23 protein-coding genes are annotated in these 23,831 nt (G+C 54.9%); 11 read left to right on the forward strand and 12 right to left on the reverse strand.

Going from position 1 to position 23,831, the window contains the following annotated elements:
• Nucleotides 1-13: 13 nt before the first annotated feature.
• The 3 genes from ON072_RS10075 to ON072_RS10085 form a co-directional block, all read right to left on the reverse strand.
• The gene (locus tag ON072_RS10075) at nt 14-871 is read right to left on the reverse strand and encodes a hypothetical protein (RefSeq protein WP_144166155.1); all 858 of its coding nucleotides are present in this window, start codon (nt 869-871) and stop codon (nt 14-16) included.
• 57 nt (nt 872-928) lie between these two features.
• On the reverse strand, nt 929-1,315 hold the full coding sequence (locus ON072_RS10080) for a nitrous oxide-stimulated promoter family protein (protein WP_025011925.1): 387 nt from the start codon (nt 1,313-1,315) through the stop codon (nt 929-931).
• A 139-nt stretch (nt 1,316-1,454) separates the two neighbouring features.
• On the reverse strand, nt 1,455-1,814 hold the full coding sequence (locus ON072_RS10085; protein ID WP_025011924.1) for a DsrE/DsrF/TusD sulfur relay family protein: 360 nt from the start codon (nt 1,812-1,814) through the stop codon (nt 1,455-1,457).
• Nucleotides 1,815-2,084: 270 nt separating this feature from the next.
• Here ON072_RS10085 and ON072_RS10090 point away from each other — a divergent pair, with 270 nt between their 5' ends.
• From ON072_RS10090 to ON072_RS10125, 8 genes are all read left to right on the forward strand, one after another.
• Nucleotides 2,085-2,600 carry a hypothetical protein gene (locus ON072_RS10090; RefSeq protein ID WP_274626043.1) on the forward strand — a complete coding sequence of 172 codons (516 nt, stop codon included), beginning with the start codon at nt 2,085-2,087 and terminating at the stop codon, nt 2,598-2,600.
• Nucleotides 2,540-2,905, forward strand: a complete 366-nt coding sequence (locus ON072_RS10095; protein ID WP_123115526.1) for a hypothetical protein — start codon at nt 2,540-2,542, stop codon at nt 2,903-2,905. Before ON072_RS10090 ends, ON072_RS10095 begins: the two co-directional genes overlap by 61 nt.
• A 113-nt stretch (nt 2,906-3,018) precedes the next feature.
• Nucleotides 3,019-3,351 carry a hypothetical protein gene (locus ON072_RS10100; protein ID WP_025010847.1) on the forward strand — a complete coding sequence of 111 codons (333 nt, stop codon included), beginning with the start codon at nt 3,019-3,021 and terminating at the stop codon, nt 3,349-3,351.
• Between the two features lie 5 nt (nt 3,352-3,356).
• Nucleotides 3,357-4,829, forward strand: a complete 1,473-nt coding sequence (locus ON072_RS10105; protein ID WP_261752973.1) for a protein adenylyltransferase SelO — start codon at nt 3,357-3,359, stop codon at nt 4,827-4,829.
• A 16-nt stretch (nt 4,830-4,845) separates the two neighbouring features.
• The gene (locus tag ON072_RS10110; RefSeq protein ID WP_025010848.1) at nt 4,846-5,139 is read left to right on the forward strand and encodes a DUF3630 family protein; all 294 of its coding nucleotides are present in this window, start codon (nt 4,846-4,848) and stop codon (nt 5,137-5,139) included.
• Nucleotides 5,136-6,137, forward strand: a complete 1,002-nt coding sequence (locus ON072_RS10115; protein WP_261752974.1) for a serine/threonine protein kinase — start codon at nt 5,136-5,138, stop codon at nt 6,135-6,137. Before ON072_RS10110 ends, ON072_RS10115 begins: the two co-directional genes overlap by 4 nt.
• A 159-nt stretch (nt 6,138-6,296) precedes the next feature.
• Complete coding sequence (locus ON072_RS10120) at nt 6,297-6,908, forward strand: thiol:disulfide interchange protein DsbA/DsbL (RefSeq protein ID WP_025889862.1); 612 nt, start codon at nt 6,297-6,299, stop codon at nt 6,906-6,908.
• Nucleotides 6,909-7,259: 351 nt separating this feature from the next.
• Entirely contained in the window at nt 7,260-7,472 is a 213-nt protein-coding gene (locus tag ON072_RS10125) for a DUF1107 domain-containing protein (protein ID WP_025010850.1), read from the forward strand.
• Nucleotides 7,473-7,474: 2 nt separating this feature from the next.
• On the opposite strand, the gene zapB is transcribed toward ON072_RS10125, so the two are convergent.
• Nucleotides 7,475-7,678 (reverse strand): cell division protein ZapB, encoded by a 204-nt coding sequence (zapB, locus tag ON072_RS10130; RefSeq protein WP_025010851.1) that lies wholly within the window; start codon nt 7,676-7,678, stop codon nt 7,475-7,477.
• A gap of 202 nt (nt 7,679-7,880) precedes the next feature.
• On the opposite strand from zapB, the gene ON072_RS10135 reads away from it, so the two are divergent.
• Nucleotides 7,881-8,228: a RidA family protein gene (locus ON072_RS10135; RefSeq protein ID WP_115389399.1), complete on the forward strand. Its 348-nt coding sequence runs from the start codon at nt 7,881-7,883 to the stop codon at nt 8,226-8,228.
• Here the strand turns inward: ON072_RS10135 and ON072_RS10140 are convergent.
• Nucleotides 8,225-8,503 carry a Rho-binding antiterminator gene (locus tag ON072_RS10140; RefSeq protein ID WP_028781134.1) on the reverse strand — a complete coding sequence of 93 codons (279 nt, stop codon included), beginning with the start codon at nt 8,501-8,503 and terminating at the stop codon, nt 8,225-8,227. The genes ON072_RS10135 and ON072_RS10140 overlap by 4 nt on opposite strands.
• 277 nt (nt 8,504-8,780) lie before the next feature.
• Nucleotides 8,781-9,335, reverse strand: a complete 555-nt coding sequence (locus ON072_RS10145) for an outer membrane beta-barrel protein (RefSeq protein WP_025010852.1) — start codon at nt 9,333-9,335, stop codon at nt 8,781-8,783.
• Nucleotides 9,336-9,571: 236 nt separating this feature from the next.
• Here ON072_RS10145 and ON072_RS10150 point away from each other — a divergent pair, with 236 nt between their 5' ends.
• Nucleotides 9,572-10,930 carry an alpha/beta hydrolase gene (locus tag ON072_RS10150; RefSeq protein ID WP_261752975.1) on the forward strand — a complete coding sequence of 453 codons (1,359 nt, stop codon included), beginning with the start codon at nt 9,572-9,574 and terminating at the stop codon, nt 10,928-10,930.
• A 105-nt stretch (nt 10,931-11,035) separates the two neighbouring features.
• Nucleotides 11,036-12,127 (forward strand): branched-chain amino acid aminotransferase, encoded by a 1,092-nt coding sequence (locus ON072_RS10155; protein ID WP_144133117.1) that lies wholly within the window; start codon nt 11,036-11,038, stop codon nt 12,125-12,127.
• Between the two features lie 60 nt (nt 12,128-12,187).
• Here ON072_RS10155 and ON072_RS10160 read toward each other — a convergent pair whose 3' ends face one another.
• From ON072_RS10160 to ON072_RS10185, 6 genes are all read right to left on the reverse strand, one after another.
• Nucleotides 12,188-16,624, reverse strand: a complete 4,437-nt coding sequence (locus ON072_RS10160) for an EAL domain-containing protein (RefSeq protein WP_260865491.1) — start codon at nt 16,622-16,624, stop codon at nt 12,188-12,190.
• Between the two features lie 227 nt (nt 16,625-16,851).
• Complete coding sequence (prpF, locus tag ON072_RS10165; protein ID WP_208133920.1) at nt 16,852-18,051, reverse strand: 2-methylaconitate cis-trans isomerase PrpF; 1,200 nt, start codon at nt 18,049-18,051, stop codon at nt 16,852-16,854.
• An 85-nt stretch (nt 18,052-18,136) separates the two neighbouring features.
• The gene (gene acnD / locus ON072_RS10170; RefSeq protein WP_044733512.1) at nt 18,137-20,728 is read right to left on the reverse strand and encodes a Fe/S-dependent 2-methylisocitrate dehydratase AcnD; all 2,592 of its coding nucleotides are present in this window, start codon (nt 20,726-20,728) and stop codon (nt 18,137-18,139) included.
• 104 nt (nt 20,729-20,832) lie between these two features.
• Nucleotides 20,833-21,957: a bifunctional 2-methylcitrate synthase/citrate synthase gene (prpC, locus tag ON072_RS10175; protein ID WP_261752977.1), complete on the reverse strand. Its 1,125-nt coding sequence runs from the start codon at nt 21,955-21,957 to the stop codon at nt 20,833-20,835.
• A gap of 180 nt (nt 21,958-22,137) precedes the next feature.
• Nucleotides 22,138-23,013 carry a methylisocitrate lyase gene (gene prpB, locus ON072_RS10180; RefSeq protein ID WP_025889867.1) on the reverse strand — a complete coding sequence of 292 codons (876 nt, stop codon included), beginning with the start codon at nt 23,011-23,013 and terminating at the stop codon, nt 22,138-22,140.
• Between the two features lie 12 nt (nt 23,014-23,025).
• Nucleotides 23,026-23,751, reverse strand: a complete 726-nt coding sequence (locus ON072_RS10185) for a GntR family transcriptional regulator (protein WP_071237707.1) — start codon at nt 23,749-23,751, stop codon at nt 23,026-23,028.
• Nucleotides 23,752-23,831 lie beyond the last annotated feature (80 nt).

A 23,831-nucleotide genomic window follows, 5' to 3' on the forward strand; every position in this document is an offset into this window, starting at 1 on the left:
AGCCTGGGCGATGTTACTTATCTTTTTTTTCGTGCAGTATCTCATTGAGAAAATCCAGCTCTTCCTTATCGAGAGGCTGTTTGGGTACAGAGGCGGCTTGAGCACGGGATTCGCGTCCACGCAGATAGGCGGCGCGGGTGAGCTGATTGAGGCCGTAGATGGCCAGCAGATAGAGGGTCAGTAGCAGTGCCAGTCTCGGGATTGCCTGCGCCACAGCCGAGAACTGATCGCCGAGAAACAGAGTCAAGAGCACGGCAATGTTACGAACCAACCAGGTCAGTATCAGTGCCAGGGTCAATACCAGCAGCCAGTTACTGCGCAGCTGTTGCAATCTGTTGTCCAGCTGAGCCGATGCATGAAAGTGGCGCTTCATCAGCTGCAGCACCAATACCAGGTACAGGGTAGTTTGCAGTAACAGCAACAGTGGCAACAGCAGGGAACCCCAACTCAGGCTGGGCTGGTAGCCCAGTAGAGCCACGCCAGTGACCAGGCTGGGATTGAATAGCCACAGCAACACCACCAGAAACATGGCAAGTATGGACGGCAACAGATGTTTGAGCGGCAACCTTGCATCTACAGTCGGCCTGAGTTGTTGCTTCAGGTATTGATACAGTGCCGGCATCAACAGGAAGTACATCGGCAGTAATAACAGAAACAGCAAATGGATAGGTGCCGGGGTATTGTCACTATTGAACAGGCCGGTAAAGAAATAGAGTGCCATCAAGGCAAAGATGCCGGCGAGCAGCCGACGTTGGCTATGGCTGTCCTGGTAGACAAAGCGGGCGTAGATGGACAATGCCAGGCAATGCAGGCCTCCAAGCAGCGACAGCCACCAGTAAGCTTGGGTAAAAATGTCGCTGAATGCAGTCATCTGGCCCCCTTAACGACATTCTTATCTCAGCCGCTTGAGGGGTGCAACAAAAAATAGTCAGTTTTTGGCGCACTGCATGCGCTTATGGCGGTTGGAGGCGTCCTTCGGAGGCTTTCCCGGTGCGGCTTTGCGCTCGCACCAGAGGTGACGCAGTGCCAGTATCGGGTGGCTCAACAGCATTCTGGGACCGGCGTAACGCATCACCTGACGCATCTGTTCTTTGGGTTCAGGTTTGTAGCAGTGTACCGGGCATTTGTTGCAGGTGGGCTTGCTTTCACCGTAGGGGCAGCGGTCGAGGCGGGTGTGAGCGTACTCCATCAAGGCCTGACAGTCGGGGCAGAGGCTGCCATCTTCAGTTCTGGGGTGATGGTCACGGCAGTAGATCCACACCATGGCAGAAACAGTGCGGAATTCGGTCAGTAGTTTTCCTTGCAGCAGTTCCATAGCCTTACCTTAGTAAATAACTCAACTATGGTCATCTTAGTCCTGAGGCGGGGCAGGGTTCAAAGTCAGTGGCAGGAATTATGAAGGTGCGCACAAAATGAAGCTTTATGCGCACCCAAGGTCAAATGACAAGTTGACCCTAGATATGGATAACCTTGTCGGCTTCCAGGGTCCAGCGGCTCAAATCGCCGAGTGTGCCAATGGCGGCACCGTCCAGCAGCATGTCGGCCACTACGCCGCGGGCTTCAACACAGGTCTTGCACAGCAGCAAGGGCACACCCTGAGCAGTAAGGATTTCAAACATCTGCTGCAGGTTGTAGCTGAGATCAGGGGTATTCTGACCTTTTACTGCGCCAAAGACAGCGTCTGACATCAGGAATAACTTGAGCTCCACTTCGGTCTGCTCCTGGTCTTTCAGCGCCAGGGCGATACGCAGAGTGTTGAATAATTTTTCTGTGCCATAAGGGCTGGCGTGAGCCACTATCAGTAATTTTTGCATCTGAATCCTTGTTTGCCATTCTTGGGATCAAAACCCTAGGAGTGTACCAGCTTGTATCTGTCGATGGCGCGCCAGGCTTCACAGACTGAGTTTCAATTGCAAAAAGCGCCTAAAAGCGAGCAGAAAAAGCATAAATACTTGATTTATACTAAGACGATACTCTATTAATATCGGTTAAACTCTGTGCAGAGCGGGGTGGCTTTGGCGGATTGCCAATACCACAAAACAGGGCCGCCAGTTGGCCCGGCACTCAAGAAATGGTGGACGAAGATGTTTAAAATCCTGGTCGTAGTACTGTTGGTCGCAGCGGGTATTTTCCTCTATAACCGGGCGCAGCGGCTGGCAAAAGAGGAGCGTGATGAGGCGCTTAAGCTCAAAGACAGAGCTTCGGCCATGCCTCAGGCGCCACAGGCCGAGACGGAAAACGAGACTCAGGAGGAGCACCAGAGTGTCGATCTGGACTTTGCCGAATCGAAAGAGCAAGCCGAACCCAAGCCTCAGCCATCGGCTGAGCAAGCGGTCGCAGAATCGCCTGAGCTTGAACCTCGAGCGGAAAATATCGCCCCAGAGGTGGAAGTTGGCCGTGCCGAGGTCGAGACTGTCCTGCCAGAGCCAGAGCCAGAGCCAGAGCCAGAGCCAGAGCCAGAGCCAGAGCCAGAGCCAGAGCGCCAGTCAAGGCGGCTGCGCCGGATATCAGTTGGGGCAATATTACCCTCAAGCGGGCGATGGAACAGTATCAGGCCTCTGAAGGCGCTATCGAAGCGCATGATGCTTTACTGGCCGTGATAGGTGAATGCTACAAGCAGCGGAAAAACAGCAAGTATCTGCAGTTGGGGCAAGAGTACGATACCGCATATAGCGCCCTGTTTGCCGCCAGTCGGGAGAAAGTACTCAGCAAATCACCCAAGGCCGAGTTCAAGGGCACAGGATTTATGCAGCTTTCTACCCTGTGCAGCGATGCAGGTCGTTTCGATGCCGCCATAGCTCTTTGCAACAAGGCGATTGAATATGGGCTGGAAGATGGCACAGTTACGGGCTTTGAAGGTCGTATCAAGCGGATAGAAAAGGCCAGAGATAAAGCCTCAGCCTGAGTACAAAAGCCGATTCAATGTGTAGAATCAAGCAAGGAGTGAAGGGCAAAGTGCTTTTTCACTCCTTCCCAAGCGAGCCTGCGGGTTCGCTTTTTTATTGATGGAGAGCCGCAATGAAACCAGCGACTTTATGGGTTGCCCTCACTTCGCTGTTGCTGCTGGCAGCCTGCAGCAAGCAGCCGCAATGGACCCTGTTTTACTATCCGGATACGGATATACAGCAGCCGAATAGAGATAAGTCGGACGTCGAGCCGCAAACGGCCGAGACGTTGGATCGTTACCACGCCATTGCCGGTTATTATCAAACCCTGCAGCAGTGCCAGGACAAGGGCAGAGGCATGCAGCGCCTCAATGAGGGCAAGGGCAGCTTCGAGTGTGGTCACAACTGCCGTCTCGACGACAGGGATATGATAATCTGTGACCAATGGCACAATAACGGCCCCTAAGGGACATGAAATTTAAACAGGATTACTTCACCCGCCTGGCGGGATTTTACCAGCAGGTACTGCCTGCCGGGCTACCTTCGCCCCATTGGTTAGCCTGGAGTGATGATGCGGCGGCGCTTTTGGGCCTGACTGCCCCCAATGAAACCCTGCTGCCGCAACTCGCCGGCAACCAGAGAATGCCGGGCGCCGAATATTACGCCCAAGTCTACAGTGGACATCAGTTTGGCGGCTACAGCCCCAGGTTGGGCGATGGCCGTTCGATCATTCTCGGTGAGGCGCAGGGGCCTGACGGTGCCTGGGATTTGGCCTTGAAGGGCGCGGGACCCACGCCATACTCTCGTCACGGTGATGGCCGTGCAGTGATGCGTTCTGCGGTGCGCGAGTTTCTGGTTTCCGAGGCGCTGTATCATTTGGGCGTGCCCACCACCAGGGCGTTGGCGGTGATCGGCTCTGAGCTGCCGGTGTGGCGCGAGTCGCTGGAAAAAGGCGCCATTACCGTGCGCCTGGCCCGCAGCCATATACGTTTTGGCCACTTCGAGTATTTCTGTTACAGCGAGAAGGGTCAGGCCGACAAGCTCAAGCAGCTGCTCGATTTCACCCTGAGCCAACATTATCCCCAGCTCAGCCTGGACTATGAGGGCTACAAGGCCTGGTTTGCTCTGGTGGTACGTGATACCGCGCGTATGATAGCCCACTGGCAAGCGGTGGGCTTTGCCCACGGGGTGATGAATACCGACAATATGTCGATTCTCGGTGACAGCTTCGACTTTGGCCCCTTCGCCTTCCTCGATACCTTCAAGGAAGACTTTATCTGTAACCATTCTGATCCCGAGGGACGCTACGCCTTCGGTCAGCAACCCGGCGTCGGCTTGTGGAACCTGCAACGTTTGGCGCAGGCGTTGACGCCAGTGCTGGCTTCCGATGATTTGATAGCCGCGCTCAATAGCTATCAGCATGAGTTAGTGCAGCAATATCTTGGTTTGATGCGCGCCAAGTTGGGGCTGGCACCTTTGGCCGAAGATTTAAGCCTTGATGCCCGGCTGGAGCAGGACAACAAGGACCTGGCGCTTATCGGCGCCTTTACCGGCTTGTTGGAACAAAACGCCTTGGACTACACCCAGAGCCTGCGCCGCTTTGGCGAGCTGGATCCCAAGGCAGAAAACAGCAGTCTGAGGGATGATTTTATCAATCGTCAGGGCTGGGATGATTGGCTGCCCGAGTACCGGTGCCGTATCGATACTCGCCAGGGACTTGAGCAGTGGCAGGCCGAGCGCCGGGCCCACAACCCCAAATATATCTTGCGCAACTATCTGGCTCAGGAAGCGATCATTGCCATCGAAGAGGAGGGCAATACCCAGCCGCTTGAGCAGTTGCACCAGCTCCTCAGACGCCCGTTCGATGAACAGCCTGAGATGCAGGAGTATGCCAAGCGACCACCGGATTGGGGTCAGGGGTTGATCATGTCCTGCAGTAGTTAAGAAATAGGATTAAAAAATGCAGTATCAAAATCTTAGCTTGGATCCCGAGCATAAAACCCTGTCGATGACGGCCGGGGTCGAGTTCGAAGCCTTCGACAGCTTTGCCGAGCCCCTGTGCCGGGCGCTCGATGCCAAGGTGCTGGAGCGGCAATGGGGGGCTGATCGTCACCAATGGCTGCTGGATTTTGAAGGCAGTCTCTTGTGGCTCAACTATGAGTTCTACGGCGATGTGTGCTGGTTGAGCTGCCAGAGTGAACAAGACTGGGATGTGTTGGTATACCTGAAGCATTTACTGGAGTCACAGGCATGACAGAAAAGCAGGCCACGGCGGCGTTTCATTATCGGGATCTTTCCCCTGAACTGATTTTGGATGCCATCGAAAGTCTGGCGATTTACCCCGAGACGGGGCTAACGCCACTCAACAGCTATGAGAACCGGGTCTATCAGTTTCGTTGCGATCGTGGCCAGAGGTACGTGGTTAAGTTCTATCGCCCCGAGCGTTGGACCGATGCCCAAATTGTGGAAGAGCATGAATTTACGTTCGAGTTGGCCGAAGCCGAGATCCCCATTGCCGCCCCTGTGGTGCTCGACGGCTGCAGTCTGCATCACTTCAAAGAGTGGCGTTTTGCGTTGTTTCCTTCCATAGGGGGTCGCAGCTTTGAGGTGGACAACCTGGATCAGATAGAGGGCGCCGGCCAGTTTATCGGCCGTTTGCACCAGTATTCCCGTGGCAGCCTGTTCAAACAGCGCCTGAATCTGACGCCGACAACCCTTGGTACTCCGGCGCTGGAGCAATTGCAGCGCACAGAGCTGATCCCGAACGCTTTGCGGGAACATCTGCTCGAGGCGGCGTTAAGTCTCTTCTCTGAGCTGCAGCGGCGTTGGCAAGGTATCGAATACCAGAGTATGCGTCTGCATGGCGATCTGCATCCCGGCAATATTCTCTGGACCCCCAATGGCCCTGGGTTTGTCGATCTCGACGATGCCTGCAACGGCCCTGCGGTGCAGGATCTGTGGATGATGCTGTCTGGCAATAGGCAGCAACAGACGCTGCAGTTGGAAGTCTTGCTGGAGGCCTACGAGGCCTTCTCCAACTTCGATACCAAAGAGCTGCAGTTGATAGAGCCACTCAGGGCTCTGCGAATGCTGCATTACAACGCCTGGCTGGCCAAGCGCTGGGACGACCCCGCGTTTCCGCGCCACTTCCCCTGGTTTGCGACCGAAGAATACTGGCAACAGCAGTTGCAAGCCTTTAAAGAACAGCAACAGCGCCTGGATGAAGCACCACTGAGTCTTATTCTTTATTGAGGCTGCATCGAACGAGTGCCGGGCGTTGAGGATATGGCCGCCCGGCATTTGGATTTAACAAAAAGGGAACTCAGAGCTTGAGTTCGACTCAAAAAGAAGATTATGTTATTCAGCAACTCCAGCAGTGTTGGCTGAAATTTTAATAAACAAGGAACTCCAATGAAGAAAATCCTGATGTTGGCGGCGGCATTTTTGCTGCTTCCCCTGGCGGCCACAGCGGCCCAGTACAAAGAAGGCGTGCATTATACTGTGGTTAGTGAAGGCCCCGCCTCCGCCAAGCCTGAAATCACAGAGTTTTTCTCTTTCTACTGTCCTCATTGCTATAACTTTGAAAAGAACGTGATCCCCAAGCTGAAGGCTCGTCTGCCCGAAGGTGTGGCTTTTGAGCAAAACCATGTCGACTTTATCGGCCGCGAGATGGGTGTTGAGATGTCCCGTGCTTTCGCCACTGCCGAAGTACTGAAGGTGTCTGATAAGGTCAATCATGCCATGTTCAGCGCGATTCAGGACAAGAAGCAGCATTTCACCAATCGTGACGACATCAAGGCTATCTTTGTTGCCAATGGTGTGGATCCCAAGCAGTTTGATTCTGCGGCCAACTCTTTTATGGTCAACAGCATGGTGGCTAACATGAAGCGCAACACAGAAAACGCCAAGATCTCAGGTGTTCCAGCGTTGGTGGTGAATGGTAAGTATCGGGTTGAAACCGGTGCCATCAAGTCTTATGACGAGATGTTGGATATTGCTATCTATCTGACTCAGCTGAAATAATTTAGCATCTAAATACAAAAAAGGGCCTTAATGGCCCTTTTTTGTTACCCGGAAAACAGCTGGGCATAAAGCAAAAAAAAACCGTACTCCCTGGTCGCAAGAAGCACGGATTAGAGCCATAGGGCTCAGTTTTTACCCTGAGTAACGGCTTTACTCTAGCAGCGCGTCAAAAAATTGGCAAGTGTTGCTTTATTGACTAATTCACCTGGGCGAGAGGTATAACAGCAAGATTTTTAGAACAAAGGCGCATAGTTGCGAATTTTGACTCATTTTCCCGGATTGAAATGAAACCTTCCACCGGGTTGGGGGGTCAAAACTTCGGGATCGGAAATCAACTAAAGGAGGTTTCTCGTGCGTGTATTTCCTGTCTATGCTCCCAAGCTGATTGTCAAACACGTAAGGATATTCTTGACCGGCGCCGTCTGGGTGAAAGATCTGGGAAGATTAGAGTTTGATAAAGGGCGCTTTTTGCTGCCGAGAAAAAGCCTGCCAAAGGTAAAGCAGGCTATCATGGAATTGAACGAACTCATTGAAACTCAGAATAGCCAAGCTAAAACCGTTTAGATTCAGTTGACTTCGTCGTTGAGCAGACCAACAAGGCCGGTGACTTTCTCGTTCCACGAGTTGAGATCTTGCTGAAGTTGTTGGTTTTGCTCTATCAGATGGGCATTCTTCTGCTTTTCTTCTTCCAGCTCCATTTTCAGAAGCTCAATATTTTCGAGCGCGGCCTGGATCTTGGTCTCCAGTTTGGACAGTAATTCTAGGCTCATACAGGAGTCCTTAAATAGTTGGGCGAATGAGATATTGATTCTATCAGTGCCGCTGGCTTAAGGAATAGCTCTTATCTCCAAGTGTCCAAAAAATATGCGATAAAATTGGCTGTTTGGCAGTTTTTTTCACTTATCTGAACCACAACTGTCCCAAGCCGACTTTTGCCGGATAAAATAACGGTTTTCACCTGGAACCAAGCCGATGACAATTAAACGTATCGATACCAATCCGCGCATGAGCAGCATAGTGATCCACAACAACACGGTTTATCTCTGTGGTCAGGTTGCCAAGGATAAGTTTGCCGATATTCAGCAGCAGACCCGTACCATGCTCGAAGAGGTGGATGAACTGCTCAAGCGGGCTGGCAGTAGTCGTGAGCGGATCCTCTCTGCGACTATCTACCTGAAACAGATGAGCGATTATGATGCCATGAATGCCATCTGGGATGCCTGGCTACCGGCGGGGCATGCACCGGCCAGAGCCTGTGTGGAGGCGGCTATTGCCGAACCCGAGTATCTGGTGGAAGTCTCGGTTATTGCGGCGATTTAAATCTCACAGCCTGCCGAGGCAATCAGCACTCGGCCAAACTCGGCGCCTTCCTGCTCAGGTGTGATAGCCAGCAGTTGATCCATTCGAATGGCGCGGTTGCTGGTGGCCGTTTGCACCAGCAGCCACTCGCTCTTGTCGGGACGGGTCTCGGTGATCAGCGCCTTGCCATGCAGTATCTCTCCTTGCAACAGCTCTATTTTCAGCGGATAACCGCGAATACAGGCCAGCTCCAGGTAATCATAGCGGCCGCAATCTATGGCTTGGTAAGGTTTCATATCTTGGTCTTTTAGTTTGAAGTTAAATAATGCGCTTCCAGATGGAAGCTTGAGCTATCCAAAGTTGCACCTGCTTCCATGCAGAATGGTATAAAAGTAGTTCGAATTTTCACTTATACCAAAATAACTTGCAGTAAATTGTGAGACATGAACTTGGTGGGGGAGTGGCTTGCTAAAGTCGCTGTATCGTCGTGGCTGTTAACCATGCCACTCGATTCAAGAAGAGATATTAAACAAAAAGCCCCATAAATGGGGCTTTTTAGAGGCTGGAGTTTGGCTAGAATCGATAGTCGACACTCAGGTACAGTTGCTGGGTGTTATCCAGTGCATATTTGCCTGAGTCTATCTTGTTGTCATAGTCTTGCTTCAGATAGCGATAACCTATCTCGGTATTGAGATTGTCGCTCAGCTTATACACCAGACCTGTCTGACCACCCCAGACAAAATTATTGTCTGATTCCAGGGCACCGCTGTCCGGTGCCGTGTGGTTGATACCGGCGCTGGCACCGACAAACCAGTTCAGTTTGTTGGCCTGATCCAAACCTATCAGGTAGTCATAGGAAACCAGTCCCATCTGCTGCTTGGCAAAGTCATCGCTGTTGTAGCTGTACGTCGCGTAAAGACGCTGGTTGGGGGTCAGGAAGGCACCACCACGCAGCATGTAGACGGCATTGCGATCATCATCGCTGAACTTGCCGCCATCAGTGGGTTTATGAGAGTAGTCATTTTGCTGCGCACCAACACCGCCGCCAACAAACCAGTCAGCTGCAAAAGAAGGGGCTGAGAAAGCGAGAGCCGCAGCGGAAGCCAGTACTAGAGATTGAATTTTCATAATTTACTCCTGGATCCGGGAAAGTCCGGATGGCTGTTTTTAAGCCGGGTCAACTTGTGTTCATCGGCAGGTTAGGACCGCTTTACTGAACTCCACCTGAATGAGAGCTGGATCGGGTTTTTAATCGTATGTATTGGCTTTTTGTGTTAAAAAACCTGATGTTAGAAATTCCAATTGTTGTGGGTCAGTGATGGGTTTGTGGTCGAAAAATAGACTGTTAACCTGAGGGAAAAGGGATGAGACTGGTATTTGTACACGGCTGGAGTGTGACGTCCACAGAGACCTATGGTTATTTGCCGCAGGCATTGGCCAAGCTGGCAGACACTGAGCTTGAGGTGAGTCATCTGCACCTGGGACGCTATATCAGTTTTCAGGACCAGGTGAAGTTGGAGGACGTTGCGCTGGCCTTCGAGGCTGCCAGACGTGAAGTGCTGGGGGATGAAGCTTTCGCGGTGATCACCCACAGCACTGGAGCAGCCGTGATACGTTGCTGGTTGGAGACCTTCTTCGGAGCCCAAAAGTTGGCGGCTTGTCCCGTGACTCATATGATCATGCTGGCACCAGCCAACCACGGCTCCGCCTTGGCACAGCTTGGCAAGTCGCGCCTCGCCAGGATTAAGGCCTGGTTCGATGGATTGGAGCCGGGGCAGAAGATCCTCGACTGGTTGGAGCTGGGCAGCCTGGGGCAGGCTGCTTTAAGTAAAGCCTGGTTGAACTATGATTTTGAGGCCGCTCGGCTTTGGCCCTTGGTGCTGACCGGCGAAAGTATAGATGCGTCCCTCTATGATTATCTCAACTCCTATACCGCCGAGCCGGGCTCGGATGGTGTCGTGCGGGTAGCCGCGGCGAATATGAATTATGCTCGGTTGCAATTGGTGGAGCAGGTACAGGAATGTGACAGCTTTGATGGTGCCTGCGTGGCCAAGCTGGCGCCGGAAAGTTTCATTCAGGCCCCTGTCAGTGGCTTCGGCATTATTCCCAAGGCCTGCCACAGCAAAGAGAAAATGGGGATCATGCGTTCCGTCAGTCGTAGAAACGCTGCCAACAAGCCGGTAGTGCAGGCGATTCTGAATTGGTTGAAGGTCGACTCGGTAGAGGCTTACCGCCGTGCCTGTCAGGAGCTTACGCGGCAAACCCAAAGCCGGACCACCAAGAAGCGTTACACCATGCTGGTGATTCGGGTGTGGGATGATACCGGCGCCGCCATAGAGGATTTCGATTTTTATCTGCTCAGTGGCGAGCAGTATCTGCCGGGTATTCTGCCAAGAGGCTTTATGCAGGATAAGCAGCGCAACCAGCAGAGCCTCAACTGCCTGACCCTGTATCTGGATGCCGCCAAGATGCAGACCCTGCCTCAAGGGAAAATCGGCTTTAAGTTGGTACCGCGCCCCGATGATGGCGCCTGTTATTATCGTGCGGTTGAGTTCCAGTCTGATGCCGGCGCGGTATCCAGGCTGTTAAAGGAGGACGCCACTTTAGAAGTGGATCTCTTGCTTAAGCGGCACAGGGATGCAGGGCTGTTTACTCTGGTCAGCCCTGAAGAGGGCGGCGACTTTTCCCGCTTAGCTCCCCAGGGGGAACTTACCGATATTTGATGACTAAATTTTTTACAGTACTCCTGCTGGACACAGGCCTTGGTCCTCTTGACATTATTCCGGGCGCTCCCTAGTCTGCTTGAACAATAGTCAAGGTGGTAAGCAATGGAAATCAAGTATCAGTTAAAGCCCGCCGCAGAGCGTCGCTCAGAGCAGTTTTGCCCTGAAGGTAATGTTGGCTTTGGTCGTCTGCGCACCGACCATATGTTCATGATGGATTATTATGATGGCGAGTGGCGGGATCCCCGCATCGTCCCCTACGGTCCGTTTGAGATGGCTCCCGGCGCGATGGCGCTGCATTATGGTCAGAGTATTTTTGAGGGCGCCAAGGCCTTTATGCATGAAGACGGTGAGATTTATACCTTCCGTCTCAACAAGAATGCCGAACGCATGAACCGCTCTGCCGATATCGTCTGTATTCCCAATATTGATGAAGCCATGCAGCTTAAGGCGATCAATGCCCTTATCGATGTCGACCGTCTCTGGTTCCCCATGCAGGAGGGAGCTTGCCTCTATATTCGGCCCTTTATTTTTGCCACCGAAGACAGACTGTCAGTCAGCCCGGCCAACCGCTACACCTTCTGTGTGGTGATGAGCCCCAGCGGTGCCTACTATGGTGAGAGCCTCAACGCCATTCGCCTGCTGATCAGTAAAGAATTCCACCGTGCAGTATCCGGTGGTACCGGTGCCTCCAAGGCCGCCGGCAACTATGCCGCTTCACTGCGTGCCGGTAAGGCGGCTGCGGCTCACGGTGCTTCCCAGGTGCTGTACCTGGACTCGACCAATGAATATATCGAAGAAGCCGGGGCGATGAACCACTTCCATATACTCAAGGATGGCACAGTGATCATCCCTGAGTTTACCGATACCATTCTCAAGTCGATCACCTCACAGTCTATTATTGAGTTGGCGCCACTGCTTGGCTGTGATGTCCGCCAGGAGCAGGTCAAACTGGATGATTTTATTGCAGGTGTCGAGTCGGGCGAGATCATCGAAGCCGGCGGTTTCGGCACAGCAGCCGTGGTTTCTCCGGTCGGCTCCTACATTTTTGAAGATGGCCGGGTGGTCACTGTTGGTGACGGCAAGGTGGGTGAACATGTCAGTCGCATCTATCGAATCTTCACCGAAATCCAGAAAGGGCACAGACAAGGCCCTCAAGGCTGGGTTTGCAAAGTGCCCAGGCTGGAGAAGGCATAAGCCAATAACTAATTATTGATAAAACGCGGCCATTTGAGCCGCGTTTTTTATGGGGTGATGCTATTTTCGGCCGAGTAATGCTTGTGCTTGCGCTTCTGTCATTGGGCGCCCCAGCAGGAAGCCCTGGGCCTGATCGCAGCCCTGGGCGGCGAGGAAGTTAAGCTGGGCCTGGGTTTCTACCCCTTCTGCCACCACCTGTAACTCCAGGCTGTGAGCCAGGACTATGATGGCGCTGGTAATGGCGGCATCATCAGGATCTTTGGTGATATCACGGACAAACTCGCGGTCAATCTTCAAGGTGTTCAGCGGGAAACGCTTGAGATAGGCCAGACTGGAGTAGCCGGTTCCGAAGTCATCGACCGCCAGGCTTAACCCCAGTCCCTTCAGTTGATTGAGTATTTCCACTGATTCCAGCGGTTGCTGCATCACCGCTGACTCTGTCAGCTCTATCTCAAGTAGATCTGCAGCCAGACCATGCATGGCAAGAGCAACCTCTATGCTGGAAATAATGTCAGTCTGCAGCTGTTTGGCGGAGATATTGATCGCTATCGGAACCGCTTCCAGCCCCTGATTCTGCCAGCGCTCCAGTTGACTACAGACACTCAGCAGTACCCACTGACCTATGGCGTTGACCAGGCCGGTTTCCTCGGCCAGCGGAATAAACTCCGCCGGAGAAATAGGCCCCAGATCCTGGCTTTCCCAGCGCAGCAGGGCCTCCATGCCGGTGAGTTTACCGGTATGGACGCAGAATTTGGGTTGGTACAGCAGATAGAATTCGTCGCGATCCAGCGCCTGTTTCAGCCCGGCTTCCAGCTGTACATGACGCACCGCATAGGCGTTGAGTTTAGCTGTGTAGAACTGGAAGTTATTGCGCCCCAGCGACTTGGCATGGTACATGGCGGTATCGGCAAACTTCAGCAATTCCAGTGCTTCTTCGGCATCATCCGGATAGAGGCTGATGCCTATGGATGGTGAAACATTGAGGCTGAAGTTCTCCAGTGCGAAGGGGCGCTCGAATGCCGCCAGCAGTTTTTCGGCGATAACGGTCGCCGCCTTGGTTTTTTGCAGGCCTTCGAGGATGATGATGAACTCGTCACCGCCCAGGCGGGCAACCGTATCTCCATCTCTTATCGCTTGGGTCAGTCTGGAGGAAACCGCTTTCAGCAGTTGATCGCCCACATGATGGCCCAGAGAATCGTTAATGTGTTTGAACCTGTCCAGATCCAGAAACAGCAGGGCGACCATGTTACGGTTACGGTGCGCCTGGCGCAGGGCATGATCCAGTCTGTCCTGGAACAAAGTGCGATTGGGCAGGCCGGTGAGCTGATCATAGTTGGCCAACAGGCGCAGGTCTTCCTCGGCCTGTTTGCGGTCTGTGATATCGGTAAATACCACCACGAAATGGCTGGCTTCGCCCTGGCTGTTGAGCACCTGATTGACTTCCATCCATACCAGCAGCGGCTGCTTGCTGTGGGTGCGGATCTGCACTTCACCGGACCAGTGTTTTTGGTTCAGCAATTGATGCTCTATCTGCTGATAGAAGCTTCTGGCGTAGAGTCCTCGGGTCAGGAACAGGAAAGACTTGCCGGAGATCTTCTGTTCGTTGAAGCCGGTAGTGCTGCAAAACGCCGGATTGACCGAGATGATGCGGTAGTTGAGATCGCAGACCACCACAGACTCATTCATGCTTTCCAGTACTTGGGACGATAGCCGCAGCGCCTCTTCCTGGCCACGGCGCATGCTGATATCCGTGTAGGTGCCCGCCAGGCGAAGAGGTTTGCCACTACGGTCGCGTTCGACTATTTTTCCGCGATCCAACACCCAGCCCCAGTGCGTGTTGCCAAGCTTGATACGATACTCGGCCTCGAAGAATTCGGCATCCCCCTGGAGGTAGCTCTCCAGTGCCGCTTGAACATGGGGTCTGTCGTCGGGATGTACCAGCGCCATCTGCCGACTGGCGTTGGTTTCCAGTGGTGTTTCTGAGCCTTGTTTGGGGCCGGTAACGAAGAAGCGATCGTCTTTCAACTGCCAGTCCCACATCCGGTCACCCGAGCCCCAGAGCGCCAGTTTCAGCCTCTCTTCAGAAAGCTGGATATTGGACTGTGTTTGCTGCTCGAGACGACGTTGCGACAGGAAACGCCTTAGCCAGAGGCCAAACAACAACAGCGCCAGTGCCAGATAAAACAGATTAGCCAGGGTGGTGCGGTAAAAAGGAGCCAGCACTGTGAGTTTTAACAACAGTTGCTCATGTCCTTCGGGATTGTGCTGCAACTGATGGCGGGCAAACAGCCGATAGTCGCCGGGCGCCAAATTGGTATAGCTGATCTCGTGCAGCGACTGGGCCGGATGCCAACTCTTGTCCCTGCCCTCAAGGAAAAAGCTGAATCTGTGGCGTTGGGGATAGGCAAAATCCAGTGCAGTGATCTCAAAGCTTATTAACTGCTCACTATAGGGAATCGTCAGCTCGGGTATATGGCCAAGATCCAGCCTGGGAAAATAGCTGTTGCCCAGGCGGTAACCGGCCAGGGCCAGTTTGGGTTGTTTGCGTACCTTGGGCACCTGCTGAGGGTAGAAATGGTTCAACCCATTGATGCCTCCAAACCAGATACTGCCATCCTTGTCCTGCCAACTGACATTGCCGTTGAATTCCAGCGCCTGCAAACCTTCATATTCATTGAAGGTCAGCACCTTTTCCTTGTCGATGGCAAAGCGGCTGATCCCTGAATTACTGCTGAGCCAGAGGTCGCCGCTCTTGTCCTGCTCCATGGCATAGACGGTATTGCCCGGTAATCCCTGATTACGGCCGAAGTGTTGCAGCTCATCCTGGCGCAGGCGACTGAGGCCACCGTGAGTGGCAAACCAGATATTGCCGTCCCTGTCTCTGAGAATATCCCGCACCATGGGATTGGCCAGGCGATCACCGCGGATGATCTGTTGTTGGCCGGTGTCAGGTTGCAGCCAGTAAGCGCCATTGGTGGTGCCGACCCAGATGCCATTGTTGGCCGTGGTCAGGCTGAGGATCATCTGCGACTGTGGCCCTTCTTCAAGATACTCGTTGACAAAGTGGGCCTGGAAAACACCGGTATCCGGGTCGAAATGGTATAAAGTGTTGCCGGCACCGAGCCAGATCTGTTCATCTGGGCTGATGATCAAATCGCGAATACCGGGTTCGTTGCCCAGGGGCCGATACAGCTGCATTTGGCCGCTTTTGTTCAGTCTTATCAAGCCCTCACTGCTGGCCAGCCATAGCCTCCGGCTGCTGTCCTCGGTAATCGCCCTGATAGTGAGGTCCAAAAAGGATTCATCCTGGCCAAGTAGTTTGGCGAGCTGGCTGTTGTGGGAGAAAAATCGGCCATCTTGATCCATATGAAATAAGCCGGCCCTGTCGGTGCCCAAATACAGCAAGCCGTCGCCGGAGCGGAAAATGGCGCGGATATTGTTGTCCCGCTGGCGTTCCAGGGGTTGTTGATTGTTGTAGATATGCTCGAAGTACTGCCGGGCCAGGTTCACCTTGTCTATGCCTGAAAACAGGCTGCCAATCCACAGAATACCGTTGTTGTCCTGCAGCAGGCTGTAGACATCATTATCGCTGAGGCTATTGGGATCGGATGGGTCATAGCGATAGTGCCTGGCTTGCCACTGGCCTTCTTTAAGTTGTAGCTGGATAAGCCCCGTCTGTTGGCCCCCTAGCCAGATGCCGCCCCTGCTGTCAAAGATAAACTCCAGAATGCCCCGATTGGGCGTTGGCAGCCGGTAGATGAACTCTGGGTTTTTCAGCCCGGGCGGATAACGCCAGAGTGCATCATCGATAACCAGCCACAGGGCGCCATCTTCGCTCTGGCGGGCCTGTACCGGATGACCATGTTCGGCATCGGGTAAGGGCAGGGGCTTGAGTCCTTCATTACGCAAAACCAGCAAACCATCACTTTGGGTGCCAATCAGCAGGGCATCTTTTCCTATGGGAGTCAGTACCCGGATATCAGCGCTGATATTTTGCCCCAGTGACAACTCATGCAGCTCGCCGCTGACCGTATCCAGGGCGTAGAGTCCATTGCCGCTTCCGACCCAGAGTGTCTCACCCACCAGAGTCAGACGGTTGATTCTTTTGCTGTTGATCCCCTTGTCACGGCCAACGGGAGTGAATACTCCCGTCTGCAGATCCAGGCGGTTTAGTCCGCCGTTGAAGGTGCCTATCCACAACTGTCCCCGGCTATCCTGCAGTATGTCGGTGACATGATTATCCGACAATGTCTGGCTGTGGTAGGGGTCATGTTGAAACAGAGTAAATTCGATGCCGTTGTAACTGTGCAGCCCATCCTGGGTGCCAATCCACAAAATGCCCGCCTTGTCCTGGTAGAGGCTGGTGATGCTGTTCTGATTCAGGCCATTCATGCTGCTGACATGCTGGAATCTGAGCTGGGGCGCAGGTTCTGCCCTGAGCTCAAACAGGCAGACAGATAACAGTAGCGCGGCGAGTAGGCAGCAGATCCGAGACAAGAGGCCCTCTTTTTTCAGTAGGTTTTTGATTGGTGAGAATTTATTTTATAACAGATTTCTTTTCTCAGTTTGGCAAACTTTATCGCACTTTATCCTACTTTGTTGCCCAGTTGATAACAGAAAGGAAAAAAGGCCCCGCCGGAAGGGAGGAAGCGGAGCCTTTTGGAAAGGGGAGAGGCAATCGACAGCAGTGTTATCAACGACTGCCATCGAAAACCAAGCTACTGTTAGAAACTGTCGTCCGGAATCCGTACTGCGCCTTCCATCAGGATGCGCGCCGAGCGACTCATGATGGCCTTGGTCACCTGCCACTGACCGTCCTTGAATTCGGCTTCGGCGCCGACTTTCAAGGTGCCAGATGGGTGGCCGAAGCGTACCGAACTGCGCTCACCGCCACCGGCCGCCAGGTTAACCAGGGTGCCCGGGATAGCCGCGGCCGTGCCTATGGCCACTGCCGCAGTGCCCATCATGGCGTGGTGCAATTTACCCATGGACAGGGCGCGAACCAGGAGGTCGACATCGGTTTCGGCCAGCTGTTTGCCACTGGAAACCTGATGCGCCTGCGGTTTGGCTACAAACGCTACCTTGGGAGTGTGTTGGCGGGTTTCGGCTTCGGATAGATCCTTAATCAACCCCATGGCCAGCGCGCCGTGTGCCCTAAGCAGCTCAAAGCGAGCCAGCGCCTCGGGATCGCCGTTGATCTCCGGCTGCAATTCGGTGCCTTGATAGCCGAGATCGGCGGCATTGACGAAAATGGTCGGGATCCCGGCGTTGATCAGCGTTGCCTGAATTTTGCCACTGGGGTGTACTTGGGTGGGAACCGTCAGCTCATCCACCAGCTTGCCGGTAGGGAACATGGCGCCGCCGTCTTCACCATCATCGGCAGGGTCGATAAATTCCAGCACAATTTCGGCGGCGGGGAAGGTGACACCGTCGAGCTCAAAGTCACCGGTTTCCTGCACTTCACCGGCGCTGACCGGCACCTTGGCGATAATGGTCTTGCCGATATTGGCCTGCCAAATCCGCACTTCGCAGATGCCGTTTTCCGGTACCCGTTCCGGAGCAACCAGACCGGCATGCAGGGCAAAGGCGCCGGCCGCGGTGGAAAGGTTGCCGCAGTTGCCGCTCCAGTCGACAAAGGGCTTATCTATGGAGACCTGACCATAGAGGTAGTCTACGTCGTGACCGGGAACCTGGCTGGCATTCATGATCACGCATTTGCTGGTACTTGAGGTCGCGCCGCCCATGCCGTCTGTGTGTTTGCCGTAGGGGTCAGGGCTGCCGATGACCCGCATCAACAAGGCGTCGCGGGCCGGGCCGGGCACTCTGGCCGCCTCGGGCAGATCGTCCAGGCGGAAGAACACTCCCTTACTGGTGCCGCCGCGCATATAGGTGGCGGGGATTTTTATCTGTGGTTTAAATGCCATGGCATTGGATCCTTTGACATAAATATTCTTATCAGTCGGCCATAACCTTGGCTATGGCCGACTTGGTCACGCATCAAGGGCCGACTTAAACATTGCCCTGCAAGAAGTCCTGCGCGAAACGCTGCAGTACACCACCGGCTTCATAGATGGTCACTTCCTCAGCGGTATCCAGGCGGCAGCGCACAGGTACTTCCACCGTTTCGCCATTGCTGCGATGCAGCAACAGGGTCAGGGTGGCGCCGGGAGTGCGCTCGCCGAGAACGTCGAAGGTTTCTGTGCCGTCTATGCCCAGAGTCAGCCTGTCGGTCCCTGGGAAGAACTCCAGCGGCAACACGCCCATGCCTATCAGGTTGGTTCGGTGAATGCGCTCGAAGCCTTCGGCCACAATCGCCTCGACTCCGGCCAGACGCACGCCCTTGGCGGCCCAGTCACGGCTGGAGCCCTGGCCATAGTCTTTACCGGCTATGATGCACAGGGGTTGCTTGCGCTCCATGTAGGTTTCTATCGCTTCCCACATGCGTACCTGTTGCCCTTCGGGCTCGATACGGGCCAGCGAGCCCTGGATCACCTTGCCGCTGTCGTCCTTGACCATTTCGTTGAACAGTTTGGGGTTGGCAAAAGTGGCCCGTTGAGCCGTCAGATGGTCACCCCTGTGGGTGGCGTAGGAGTTGAAGTCTTCCTCCGGCAAGCCCATCTTGGCCAGGTATTCACCGGCGGCGCTGGATGGCAGAATGGCGTTGGATGGCGACAGGTGATCCGTGGTGATGTTGTCACCCAATACCGCCAGTGGCCGCATCCCCTTGAGCGCACGTTCACCGGCCAGGGCACCTTCCCAGTAGGGTGGACGGCGGATATAGGTGCTCATTGGGCGCCAGTCATACAGAGGGTCGACCCCATCACCGTATTCCACGGCGATATTGAACATGGGCTCATACACCTTGCGGAACTGCTCCGGCTTGACCGACGACTTGACGATGGCATCTATCTCTTCATCGCTGGGCCAGATGTCCTTGAGGGTTACGGCGTTGCCGTTCTGATCTGTGCCGAGTGCGTCTTTCTCTATGTCGAAACGCACAGTCCCTGCAATGGCGTAGGCCACTACCAAAGGCGGCGAGGCCAGGAATGCCTGCTTGGCATAAGGGTGGATTCGGCCATCGAAGTTACGGTTACCGGACAATACCGCGGTGGCGTAAAGATCTCTGTCGATCACTTCCTGCTGGATTTTGGGATCGAGCGCGCCGCTCATGCCGTTACATGTGGTACAGGCGAAGGCGACTATGCCAAAACCCAGCTGTTCCAGGTAAGGCAATAGCCCTGCCTCGCGCAGATAGAGATCCACCGCCTTGGAGCCGGGGGCCAGAGAGGTCTTGACCCAAGGCTTGCGTACCAAGCCTTTTTCCACTGCGTTGCGGGCGATAAGGCCGGCGGCAATCACGTTGCGTGGGTTACTGGTGTTGGTACAGCTGGTGATGGCGGCGATAATCACTGCGCCGTCCGGCATCAGGCCTTCTTGCTGTTCTACCTTGCCGGCAATGCCTTTGGCGGCCAAGTCGCTGGTGGCCAAACGGGCGTGCGGGTTGGAAGGACCGGCCATGTTGCGCACCACGGAGGAGAGATCGAACTCCAGCACCCGCTCATATTCGGCGCCTTCGAGGCTGTCGGCCCACAGACCCGTGGTCTTGGCATAGTTCTCCACCAGCGCCACCTGCTGGTCATCACGGCCGGTGAGGCGCAGGTAATCTATGGTTTGCTGATCGATATAGAACATGGCGGCAGTGGCGCCATATTCGGGAGTCATGTTGGAGATGGTTGCCCTGTCACCCAGGGTCAGGCTGGCGGCGCCTTCACCGAAGAATTCCAGATAGGCACCCACCACCCGCTCTTTACGCAGGAATTCGGTCAGCGCCAGCACTATATCCGTGGCGGTAATGCCGGGAGCGGCCTTGCCGGTCAGCTTGACGCCGACTATGTCCGGCAGGCGCATCCAGGAGGCGCGGCCGAGCATCACGCTTTCGGCTTCCAGGCCACCCACGCCTATGGCGATCACCCCGAGGGCATCCACGTGTGGCGTGTGGCTGTCGGTGCCGACACAGGTGTCCGGGAAGGCGACGCCGTCGCGGCTCTGTACCACGGGGGACATCTTCTCCAGGTTGATCTGGTGCATGATGCCGTTACCGGGCGGGATCACATCGACGTTTTTAAAGGCCGTCTTGGTCCAGTTGATAAAGTGGAATCTGTCTTCGTTGCGTCTGTCTTCAACGGCGCGGTTTTTCTCGAAGGCATCCGCTTCAAAGCCGGGATGTTCCACTGCCAGCGAGTGATCCACAATCAGCTGGGTCGGCACCACAGGGTTAACCTTGGCCGGATCGCCACCCTTGTCGGCGATGGCATCACGCAGACCGGCCAAATCAACCAGTGCTGTCTGGCCGAGAATGTCGTGACAAACCACCCGCGCCGGGAACCAGGGGAAGTCCAGATCCCGTTTGCGTTCGATAATCTGTTCGAGGAAGTCGTTGAGCCTGCCGGGCTCGGCGCGGCGTACCAGGTTTTCAGCCAACACCCGCGAGGTGTAGGGTAGTTTGGCATAGGCTCCGGGGCTGATGGCCTCGACTGCGGCGCGGGTATCGAAATACTCGAGACTGGTGCCGGGCAGGGGAATTCGGTAATTGGTATTCATGAGTTCTGTCCACTGAGAAGCAACTGCAAAAAGAGCCGGGCCCCTGCTCACTTGGGTGCCCGCTCTTGCTCATTCATCGGGCGACCGTTTGGCCGCCGCCGGGATCAACGCTCGCTGAGAGGCGTCACCTTGCGTGGCTCAACTCCAACATAATCGGCACTCGGGCGGATAATGCGGTTGTTGGCGCGCTGCTCCATCACGTGTGCGGCCCAGCCGGTGAGGCGGGAGCAAACGAAGATGGGGGTAAACAGCTTGGTGGGGATCCCCATGAAGTGATAGGCACTGGCGTGGAAGAAGTCGGCGTTACAGAAGAGTTTCTTCTCTTCCCACATCAGGGCTTCACAGGCAACAGAAACGCGATAGAGGCGATCATCACCATATTCCTGCGCCAGCTTTTCCGACCACTCTTTGATGATCACGTTACGGGGGTCGGACTCGCGGTAGATGGCGTGACCAAAGCCCATGATCTTCTCTTTGCGCTCCAGCTTGCCCTTGAGCACTTCGCGGGCATGGTCTTCATCGCGCATATCCTGAATAAGCTCCATCGCCGCCTCGTTGGCGCCGCCGTGCAGAGGGCCGCGCAGTGAGCCAATGGCGCCTGTGATGCAGGAATGCATGTCAGACAGGGTAGAGGCACAAACCCGGGCGGTGAAGGTAGAGGCGTTGAATTCGTGCTCGGCGTAGAGGATCAGTGACACATCCATAACCCGGGCATGCAGGGCAGATGGAGCTTCGCCGTGCAGCAGGTGGAGGAAGTGGGCGCCTATCTGGTCGTCATGGGTTTCTGTGTCTATACGCACGCCGTCATGGCTGTAGCGATACCAGTAACAGATGATGGAAGGAAATGCCGCCAGCAGACGGTCGGCCACTTCACTCTGCTCGGAGAAATCTTTTTCGGTTTCCAGGTTACCCAGCATGGAGCAACCGGTACGCATAACGTCCATAGGGTGGGCATCGGCCGGGATCCGCTCCAGCACCTCTTTCAGTTCCTGTGGCAGGCCGCGCATGCCTTTGAGTTTCTGACGATAGGCCGCCAGTTGAGTTTCGGTGGGCAGTTCGCCGTAAAGGATCAGGTAGGCCACTTCCTCGAAGCTGACGTTTTCGGCCAGATCTTTGACGTCATAGCCGCGGTAGGTCAGGCCTGAGCCGGACTTACCAACTGTGCTCAGTGAAGTTTCGCCTGCGCTTTGGCCGCGTAATCCGGCACCGCTCAGTTTCTTGTCAGTCATAATGCATTCCCTCTTCCGTTACACTCTTGTCAATTTGTTGGCCAGCCATGGCTGGTCTGGTATGCGGTTGCCTTTTTCAGCGCTCTGGGGCGCAGTGTAGGGCGGCAACCCCGGGTGTTTCATGGGGCAAACCCTGCAACCGGCGCGTCTGCGCCGGTCAATCATCCCTGGATTCAGCCGTTACTTTTGGCTGAACAGCTCATCGAGCTTGGTTTCGTAGTGGTGGTAGCCGAGGAACTTATACAGCTCTTCACGGGTTTGCATGGCATCGACCACATTGCGTTGATGACCGTCGGCCATCAGTGCCTGCATCACTTTCAGGGCGGCCAGGTTGGCGGCGCGGAAGGTGCTCAGTGGGTAGAGCACCATGTCGGCTCCGGCTTCGGCCAGTTGTTCCTTGTTGAACAGCTCTGTCTTGCCGAATTCGGTCATGTTGGCCAGGATCGGGGCGTTGACGGCCGCCTTGAATCGACGGTACTGATCCAGCTCGGTCAGCGCCTCGGCAAAGATCATGTCGGCGCCCGCCTCGATATAGGCCTGGGCGCGTTCGATACCGGCATCCAGTCCTTCCACGGCAACCGCGTCTGTGCGGGCCATGATGACGAAGTTCTCATCTGTGCGGGCATCCACGGCAGCCTTGATACGGTCAACCATCTCTTCGGTGCTGACCACGGCCTTGTTGGGTCTGTGACCGCAGCGCTTCTGTGACACCTGATCTTCCATATGCACGGCGGCAACACCGGCCTTTTCAAACTCCTTGATGGTGCGGGCAATGTTGAAGGCGCCGCCCCAGCCTGTGTCTATGTCGACCAGCAACGGCAGTTCGGTGGCCGATGTGATACGGCCGGCATCGATCAGCACATCGTTCATTGAGGTCATGCCCAGATCCGGCAGGCCGTAAGAGGCGTTGGCGACACCGGCACCGGAAAGGTACAGGGCCTGAACACCGGATTGCTCGGCCATCAGGGCGAAATAGGCATTGGTGGTTCCCACGATTTGAAGCGGCTTGGCCTTGGCCAGAGCCTGGCGGAATCTGAGTCCTGCGCTGCGAGTCATCTGTTTGCTTCCTTATATTGAGTCCAGGGCGGCATGCTCCGCCTGAAGCTGTTTGAGTCTGAGTTCGGTATTGCGCCGTCCCTGTTCGATATGACGGCGCATCAGCAAGCCGGCCAGTTCGGCATCGCGCTGGGCTATGGCTTCGACTATGCGTCTGTGCTCGGCGATGGCTTTGACCGGGCGGTTCTTATTGGTGCATTGATAGCGATACATTCTCAGCAGGTGATATAAGCCGCCGATCAGGGTTTCCTGCAGGTGCTTGTTACCGCTGGCGCGGATAATCTGGTAGTGAAAGTCCACATCACCCTCTTCCTGAAAATAGGTATCGCCTTCTGCCAGCGCCGCTTCCTGACGGGCCAGCAGTTGCCACAACTGGTCGAGCTGCTCATCGGTTATCCGTTTGGCCGCCAGTTCACAGGCCATGGCTTCCAGCGTACTGCGCAGCTCGTAGAGGTCGTTGAGCTCGGCCACTGTCATGGCGGCGACTCTGGCGCCCACATGGGGGATACGTACTACCAAGCGCTGACGCTCGAGGATCTGCAAGGCCTCGCGGGTTGGACCGCGGCTGATACCGTACTTGAGTGCCAGCGCCTGCTCGTTGATCTTGCTGCCGGGAGCTAGCTCACCCTTGATGATGCTGGTCTGAATTTGCACCAGGATCTGATCCACCAGGGTACTGCTCTTCTCCGGAGTGGCTTTATCAACGCCGTTTTTGTCCAATACAGGTGCCTGAGTCACTGCTTAAGTTTCGCTCGATTGTTAACAATGGTTCGACATTAGATGTGATCCGGGTCATTGTCAACAATGCCTTTACCTAG

Source organism: Shewanella sp. K8 (genome assembly GCF_028823715.1).
In the GTDB taxonomy this organism is placed as follows: Bacteria; Pseudomonadota; Gammaproteobacteria; order Enterobacterales; family Shewanellaceae; genus Shewanella; species Shewanella algae.